The organism is Rhizobium anhuiense (assembly GCF_003985145.1).
Taxonomy (GTDB): Bacteria; Pseudomonadota; Alphaproteobacteria; order Rhizobiales; family Rhizobiaceae; genus Rhizobium; species Rhizobium anhuiense.
In genome coordinates this window covers 22471-29279 of the sequence record NZ_ML133550.1, presented here as the reverse complement: position 1 = coordinate 29279, position 6809 = coordinate 22471, and the positions used below count along the sequence as shown (strand labels likewise).

The 6809-nt window shown below is 63.6% G+C and carries 6 protein-coding genes; all 6 read left to right on the top strand.

The features are described 5' to 3' along the window. Nucleotides 1-261, top strand: a 261-nt coding sequence (locus EEQ99_RS34090) for a cytochrome c maturation protein CcmE domain-containing protein (RefSeq protein ID WP_174824528.1), incomplete at its 5' end; no start/stop codon positions are given. Beyond that, the gene (locus EEQ99_RS34085; protein ID WP_127431925.1) at nt 258-2252 is read left to right on the top strand and encodes a heme lyase CcmF/NrfE family subunit; all 1995 of its coding nucleotides are present in this window, start codon (nt 258-260) and stop codon (nt 2250-2252) included. The genes EEQ99_RS34090 and EEQ99_RS34085, both read left to right, overlap by 4 nt. Continuing rightward, entirely contained in the window at nt 2249-2704 is a 456-nt protein-coding gene (locus tag EEQ99_RS34080) for a cytochrome c-type biogenesis protein (protein WP_025570245.1), read from the top strand. The genes EEQ99_RS34085 and EEQ99_RS34080 overlap by 4 nt, the downstream gene beginning before the upstream one ends. Nucleotides 2705-2916: 212 nt before the next feature. Further along, nucleotides 2917-4509: a Do family serine endopeptidase gene (locus EEQ99_RS34075; protein WP_025570247.1), complete on the top strand. Its 1593-nt coding sequence runs from the start codon at nt 2917-2919 to the stop codon at nt 4507-4509. 66 nt (nt 4510-4575) lie between these two features. Continuing rightward, nucleotides 4576-5331 (top strand): response regulator transcription factor, encoded by a 756-nt coding sequence (locus EEQ99_RS34070; RefSeq protein ID WP_373289194.1) that lies wholly within the window; start codon nt 4576-4578, stop codon nt 5329-5331. Continuing rightward, complete coding sequence (locus EEQ99_RS34065) at nt 5328-6737, top strand: sensor histidine kinase (RefSeq protein ID WP_047616113.1); 1410 nt, start codon at nt 5328-5330, stop codon at nt 6735-6737. The genes EEQ99_RS34070 and EEQ99_RS34065 overlap by 4 nt, the downstream gene beginning before the upstream one ends. Nucleotides 6738-6809: the final 72 nt, after the last annotated feature.

The following is a 6809-nucleotide window of genomic DNA, read 5'->3' as shown; positions in this document are numbered from 1 at the left end:
AAGGTGAGATATACCGGCATCCTTCCCGATCTCTTCCGCGAGGGCCAGGGCGTCGTCACCGAAGGCATGTTTACGCCGGGAACGAATGTCTTCGTCGCCGACACCGTGCTGGCCAAGCATGACGAGACCTATATGCCGAAGGATGTGGCCGACCGGCTCAAATCCCAGGGGCTGTGGAAGGAAGGGCAAGGCCAGGAAGTGAAGGGCCAGGAGGTTCAGGGCAAGGAAGCTCAGGGCCAGGAAGTGAAGGCGACGCCATGATCATCGAGATCGGCCATTACGCGCTGGTGCTGGCGCTGGCCACGGCGCTCATCCTCTCCATCGTGCCGGTGATCGGCGCCCGTCGTCACGACCGGGCGATGATGGATGTGGCGACGATCGGCTCGCTGGCGATGTTCGCGCTGGTGGCCTTCGCCTTCGGCGTGCTGACCTATGCCCATGTCGTCTCGGATTTCTCGGTCGAGAACGTCTGGGAGAATTCGCATTCGCTGGTGCCGCTGATCTATAAATATTCCGGCGTCTGGGGCAATCACGAGGGATCGATGATGCTCTGGCTGCTGATCCTGACGCTGTTCAGCGCGCTGGTCGCCGTCTTCGGGCGCAATCTGCCGGAGACGCTGAAGGCCAACGTATTGGCCGTGCAGGCCTGGATCTCGGTCGCCTTCACGCTGTTCATTCTTCTGACCTCCAATCCCTTCCTGCGGCTCGATCCGGCGCCGGCTGAGGGCCGCGATCTCAATCCGGTCCTGCAGGATATCGGTCTCGCCATCCACCCGCCGCTGCTTTATCTCGGTTATGTCGGCTTCTCCGTCTGTTTCTCCTTTGCCGTCGCTGCCCTTCTGGAAGGCCGCATCGACGCGGCCTGGGCGCGCTGGGTGCGGCCCTGGACGCTGGCCGCCTGGACCTTTCTGACGCTCGGCATCGCCATGGGCTCCTACTGGGCCTATTACGAACTCGGCTGGGGCGGCTGGTGGTTCTGGGACCCGGTGGAAAACGCCTCCTTCATGCCGTGGCTGGCCGGCACCGCACTGCTGCATTCGGCGCTTGTCATGGAAAAGCGCGAGGCGCTGAAGATCTGGACGGTGCTGCTCGCCATCCTCACCTTCTCGCTGTCGCTGATGGGCACCTTCCTGGTGCGCTCCGGCGTGCTGACCTCGGTGCATGCCTTTGCCAGCGACCCCACCCGCGGCGTCTTCATTCTCTGCATCCTGCTGATCTTCATCGGCGGGGCGCTGTCGCTGTTTGCCTTCCGCGCGCCGCGGCTCGCTGCCGGCGGGCTGTTTGCGCCGATCTCGCGTGAGGGTGCGCTCGTCGTCAACAATCTGATCCTGACGGTCGCCTGCGGCACGGTGCTGACAGGCACGCTCTATCCGCTGCTGCTGGAGACGCTGACCGGCGACAAGATCTCCGTCGGACCGCCCTTCTTCAACCTGACCTTCGGCCTGCTGATGGCGCCGCTGATCGTCATCGTGCCCTTCGGGCCGATGCTTTCCTGGAAGCGCGGTGATCTGCTCGGCGCCCTGCAGCGGCTCTATGTCGTCGCAGCTCTCGCCTTCCTGGCCGCGGTGGCCTTCTTCTATGTCCAACATGGCGGACCGGTTCTGTCAGTGCTCGGGCTGGCGGCCGGCCTGTTCCTCATCCTCGGCGCCATCGCCGATCTCTGGTATCGCGCCGGCATCGGCAAGGTTTCCGCCAGTATCGCCTGGCGCCGGCTTTCCGGCCTGCCGCGTTCGGCCTTCGGCACCGCTCTTGCCCATGCCGGGCTCGGCGTCACCGTGCTCGGCATCGTCGCCGTCACGACCTTCCAGAGCGAACACGTCATCGAGATGAAGCCCGGCGAGATGACCGAGGCCGGCGGTTACAGCCTGCATTTCGACGGCATGCAGCCGGCGACCGGGCCGAACTATACCGAGGAGCGCGGCCACTTCACCATCCGGCGCGCCGGTGTCGCGGTGGCCGATACCTGGTCGGCCAAGCGTCTTTACACCGCCCGGCAGATGCCGACGACGGAGGCCGGCATTCTGACCTTCGGGCTTAGCCAGCTCTACGTCTCGCTCGGCGACGCCACCAAGGACGGCGGCATCGTCGTGCGCATCTGGTGGAAGCCGTTCATTCTCTGCATCTGGTGCGGAACGGTGATCATGGCCTTCGGCGGCCTCGTCTCGCTCACCGACCGCCGCCTGCGCGTCGGCGCCCCGCGTAGGAAGGCGAAAGCCGCGAAGCCTGCTGCTGCAATGGAGCCGGCGGAATGATGCGGCGTCTCTTGCTGGCTTTTGCTTTGCTGCTGATGGCGGCCCCCGCCTTTGCCGTCAATCCGGACGAGGTGCTGGCCGATCCGGCGCTCGAGGCCCGCGCCCGCGCCCTGTCGGCGGAACTGCGCTGCATGGTCTGCCAGAACCAGTCGATCGACGATTCCAATGCCGATCTGGCCAAGGATCTGCGCCTGCTGGTGCGCGAGCGCATAAGCGATGGCGACAGCGACGAGGCGGTGCTGAACTATATCGTCTCGCGCTATGGCGAGTTCGTGCTTTTGAAGCCGCGTGTCGGCATGAAGACGGTGCTGCTCTGGGGCGCGCCGGTGCTGCTGGTGATCGCCGGCGGGCTGTCATTGCTGGTCTTTGCGCGCAACAGGGCCGGCAAGCCGACCGGCAGCAAGCTGACAGCCGACGAACAGGCGAAGCTGAGCGAGCTTCTGAAGAAATAACCGACCGGGCTGAGCCGGCAGACGAGCATATCTGGCCGCGTCCGCGCTGCCCGGGAAGCTGGCGGCACGTTTGGCCAAAAGCAAACATTACAAACATTACCAACTTTTCATTGGCTGGACAGTTCGCAGTAAGGTGCGGCGTCCTATATCTTCATCATCGACTGATCCGGCGTCGCCGGTCTGAAGATTTAAGAACAAGAGAAGGTGCTCCAATGCTCAAGAATTTCAACGGACGTCCGTCCCTCGCCACTGTGCTCAAGGCTTCTACCGTCGCCGGTATCGCAGCCGCTGTGCTCGCAACCGGCGTTCCGCTCGAAATCACCCGGTCTTATGCCGAAGCTGTCAAGGTTCAGGCGCCTGCCGTTCCGAGCTTTGCCAATGTGGTCGACGCCGTCTCGCCGGCTGTCGTTTCCGTCCGGGTCGAAAACCGCGTCAATCCCGTCTCCGACAACAATGACGGCTTCTCCTTCGATTTCAACGGCCGCGGCTTCGACGACCTTCCCGACGATCACCCGCTGAAGCGGTTCTTCAAGCAGTTCGGCCAGGATCCGAATGACCAGCAGGGCCATCCCAGGCGCTTCGGCCAGAACGGCCCGAATGGCGGCCCGAACGGTCCGGGCGGCAAGGGTCGTCTGCGCCCTGTCGCCCAGGGCTCCGGCTTCTTCATCTCCGAAGACGGCTATATCGTCACCAACAACCACGTCGTGTCCGATGGCCAGGCCTTCGTCGCCGTGATGAATGACGGCACCGAGCTCGATGCCAAGCTGATCGGCAAGGATCCGCGCACCGACCTCGCCGTGCTGAAGGTCGACGGCAAGGGCAAGAAGTTCACCTACGTCAACTGGGCCGACGACAACAATGTCCGCGTCGGCGACTGGGTCGTTGCCGTCGGCAACCCCTTTGGTCTCGGCGGCACGGTCACAGCAGGCATCGTCTCGGCCCGTGGCCGCGATATCGGCTCCGGCCCTTATGACGATTACCTGCAGGTGGATGCTGCCGTGAACCGTGGCAACTCCGGCGGTCCGACCTTCAACCTCAGCGGCGAAGTCGTCGGCATCAACACTGCGATCTTCTCGCCGTCGGGCGGCAGCGTCGGCATCGCCTTCGCCATTCCCGCCTCGACCGCCAAGGATGTCGTTGCCGATCTGATGAAGGACGGCCAGGTGTCGCGCGGCTGGCTGGGCGTGCAGATCCAGCCGGTGACCAAGGATATCGCCGAGTCCATCGGCCTGTCCGAGCCGAGCGGCGCCCTCGTTGTCGCCCCGCAGGCCGGATCGCCGGGTGACAAGGCCGGCATGAAGGCGGGCGACGTCGTCACTGCGCTGAATGGCGAAACGATCAAGGATGCACGTGATCTCAGCCGCCGCATCGGTGCGATGCAGCCGGGCAGCAAGGTCGAGCTTTCGGTCTGGCGCGCCGGCAAGGCCCAGTCTCTCACCGTCGAGCTCGGCACGCTGCCGATCGATCAGAAGGATGCGTCGGCCGATGACAACAACCAGCCGCAGCAGCCTGAGGCACCGGCTTCCGAGAAGGCGCTTGCCGATCTCGGCCTGACGGTCGGTCCTTCCGACGACGGCAAGGGCCTGGCGATCACCGGCATCGACCCGGATTCCGACGCTGCCGACAAGGGCATCAAGGAAGGCGAGAAGATCACTTCGGTCAACAACCAGGAGGTCTCCAGCCCCGAAGATATCGTCAAGGTGCTGAACCAGGCCAAGAAGGACGGCCGCACCCGTGCGCTGTTCCAGATCCAGTCCGGTGAAGGAAGCCGTTTCGTCGCGCTTCCGATCAACGGCCAGGGCTGATCCTTAAGAAAACGAGAGCCGTGCGGACGAAAGTCCGCGCGGCTCGATTCTTCTGAGCTTTGAAGGATGATCGCCATGAGCGCCGCCCCGCAGGAAAATGCTTTGAGCCTTGCCGAAACGCAGCCGGTGGGTAATGTCGGCCGCATGAAGATTCTCATCATCGAAGATGATCTCGAAGCCGCGGTCTACCTCACGAAAGCCTTTCGTGAGGCGGGCATCGTCGCCGATCACGCCAGCGACGGCGAGAGCGGCCTGTTCATGGGGTCGGAAAATACCTACGACGTCATCGTCATCGACCGCATGTTGCCGCGCCGCGACGGGCTCTCCGTCATCAGCGAGCTGCGCCGCAAGGCCATCCATACGCCGGTCCTCATCCTCTCCGCACTCGGTCAGGTCGATGACCGCGTCACCGGTCTTCGCGCCGGCGGCGACGACTACCTTCCGAAGCCCTATGCCTTCAGCGAACTTTTGGCGCGCGTCGAAGTGCTCGGCCGCCGCAAGGGCACGCCGGATCAGGACGTCGTCTATCGCGTCGGCGATCTCGAACTCGACCGCCTCTCCCACGAGGTGCGCCGCAGCGGCAAGGAGATCTTGCTGCAGCCGCGCGAATTTCGCCTGCTCGAATATCTGATGAAGAATGCCGGCCAGGTGGTGACCCGCACCATGCTGCTCGAAAATGTCTGGGACTACCATTTCGACCCGCAGACCAACGTCATCGACGTACATGTCTCACGCCTGCGCTCGAAGATCGAGAAGGACTACAACCAGCCCCTCCTGAAGACCATCCGGGGCGCGGGGTACATGATCAAGGATGAGGGATGAGCCGTTTCAGGGTTCTCTTCAAGTCCACCGCAGTCCGCCTTTCGGCACTCTATATCCTGCTTTTCGCCATCTGCGCCGCGACGCTGGTCTTCTATGTGACGGCGATGTCGGAACGGCTGCTGACCGGCCAGATCCGCGACGCCGTCCGCCAGGAGGTGGAGCAGGTGCAGCGCGCCTATGACACCGGCGGCATGAACCTTCTCCTGCGCACCATGGAGCGGCGTGCCCGCCAGCCGGGCGCCAATCTCTACATCATCGCCGGTCCCTCGGGCGATATTCTCGCCGGCAACGTCGCGTCGGTGCAGCCGGGTGTCTTCGAGGAGATCGGCTGGACCTCCGCGCCCTTCATCTATCAGCGCTATACCGACAGCGGTATCGAGCGCCGCCACAAGGCGATCGCCAATATCTTCGTGCTCGACAACGGTCTCAGAATCCTGATCGGCCGCGACCTCGGCGATCCCGAGCGTTTCCGTCTGCTGGTGCGCCAGGCGCTGATGGTGGCCCTGGCGATCATGGGGCTTGGCGCCATCATCATCTGGTTCGCCATCGGCCGCAACGCGCTGAAACGCATCGACCGCATGTCGGATGCCAGCAAGAAGATCATGGCCGGCGACCTGTCGCAGCGCCTGCCCGTCGGCGGCTCGGGCGATGAATTCGACCGTTTGTCGATGTCTTTGAACACCATGTTGGAGCGTATCGAGAAGCTGAACGAGGGTCTGCGGCAGGTCTCCGACAACATCGCCCACGATCTCAAGACGCCGCTGACGCGGCTGCGCAACAAGGCGGCCGATGCGCTCGATATCAGCGATGGTGAGACGCGGCGTACGGCACTCGAAGGCATTATTTCCGAATCGGATCAGCTGATCCGCACCTTCAACGCCCTGTTGATGATCTCCCGCGTCGAGGCCGGGTCGGTCGCCGCCGAGATGTCGCCGGTGGAGCTTTCGGCGATCGTCTCCGACAGCGCCGAGCTTTACGAACCGGCGGCGGAAGAGGCCGGGCTTGGCCTCAGCTCCAGCATCGAACCGGATGTCGAGGTGCAGGGCAATCGCGAGCTGATCGGCCAGGCGATCTTCAATCTGCTCGACAATGCGATCAAATATTCCTCCGATACCGAAGGCGCGGGCAAGGTGTCGCTGAAGCTTTCCCGCCGCCCTGATGGTATCTGCCTGTCGGTCGCCGACCACGGACCGGGTGTTCCGGCCGACCGGCGCGACGATGTGGTGAAGCGCTTCGTCCGCCTCGATGAAAGCCGGTCGAAACCCGGGACCGGCCTGGGGCTTTCGCTGGTGGAAGCGGTGATGGAGCTGCACAACGGCCGTCTGGAACTCTCCGACACCGATCCCGACAAACCCGAACAGCGCGGATTGACCGTCAGCATGATCTTCCCGGCCAAGGCTGCCTGATCTCTTCCGCCGAAATACGATCGGTTGAATCGCGTATTGGCGGTTTTCGGCCAAGACCCTAGTTTAATCTCG

Excerpts from the sequence above, each read along its gene's own strand:
- EEQ99_RS34085 (WP_127431925.1), top strand. The coding sequence starts at position 258 with ATGATCATCGAGATCGGCCATTACGCGCTGGTGCTGGCGCTGGCCACG.
- EEQ99_RS34070 (WP_373289194.1), top strand. The coding sequence starts at position 4,576 with ATGATCGCCATGAGCGCCGCCCCGCAGGAAAATGCTTTGAGCCTTGCC.
- EEQ99_RS34080 (WP_025570245.1), top strand. The coding sequence starts at position 2,249 with ATGATGCGGCGTCTCTTGCTGGCTTTTGCTTTGCTGCTGATGGCGGCC.
- EEQ99_RS34065 (WP_047616113.1), top strand. The coding sequence starts at position 5,328 with ATGAGCCGTTTCAGGGTTCTCTTCAAGTCCACCGCAGTCCGCCTTTCG.
- EEQ99_RS34075 (WP_025570247.1), top strand. The coding sequence starts at position 2,917 with ATGCTCAAGAATTTCAACGGACGTCCGTCCCTCGCCACTGTGCTCAAG.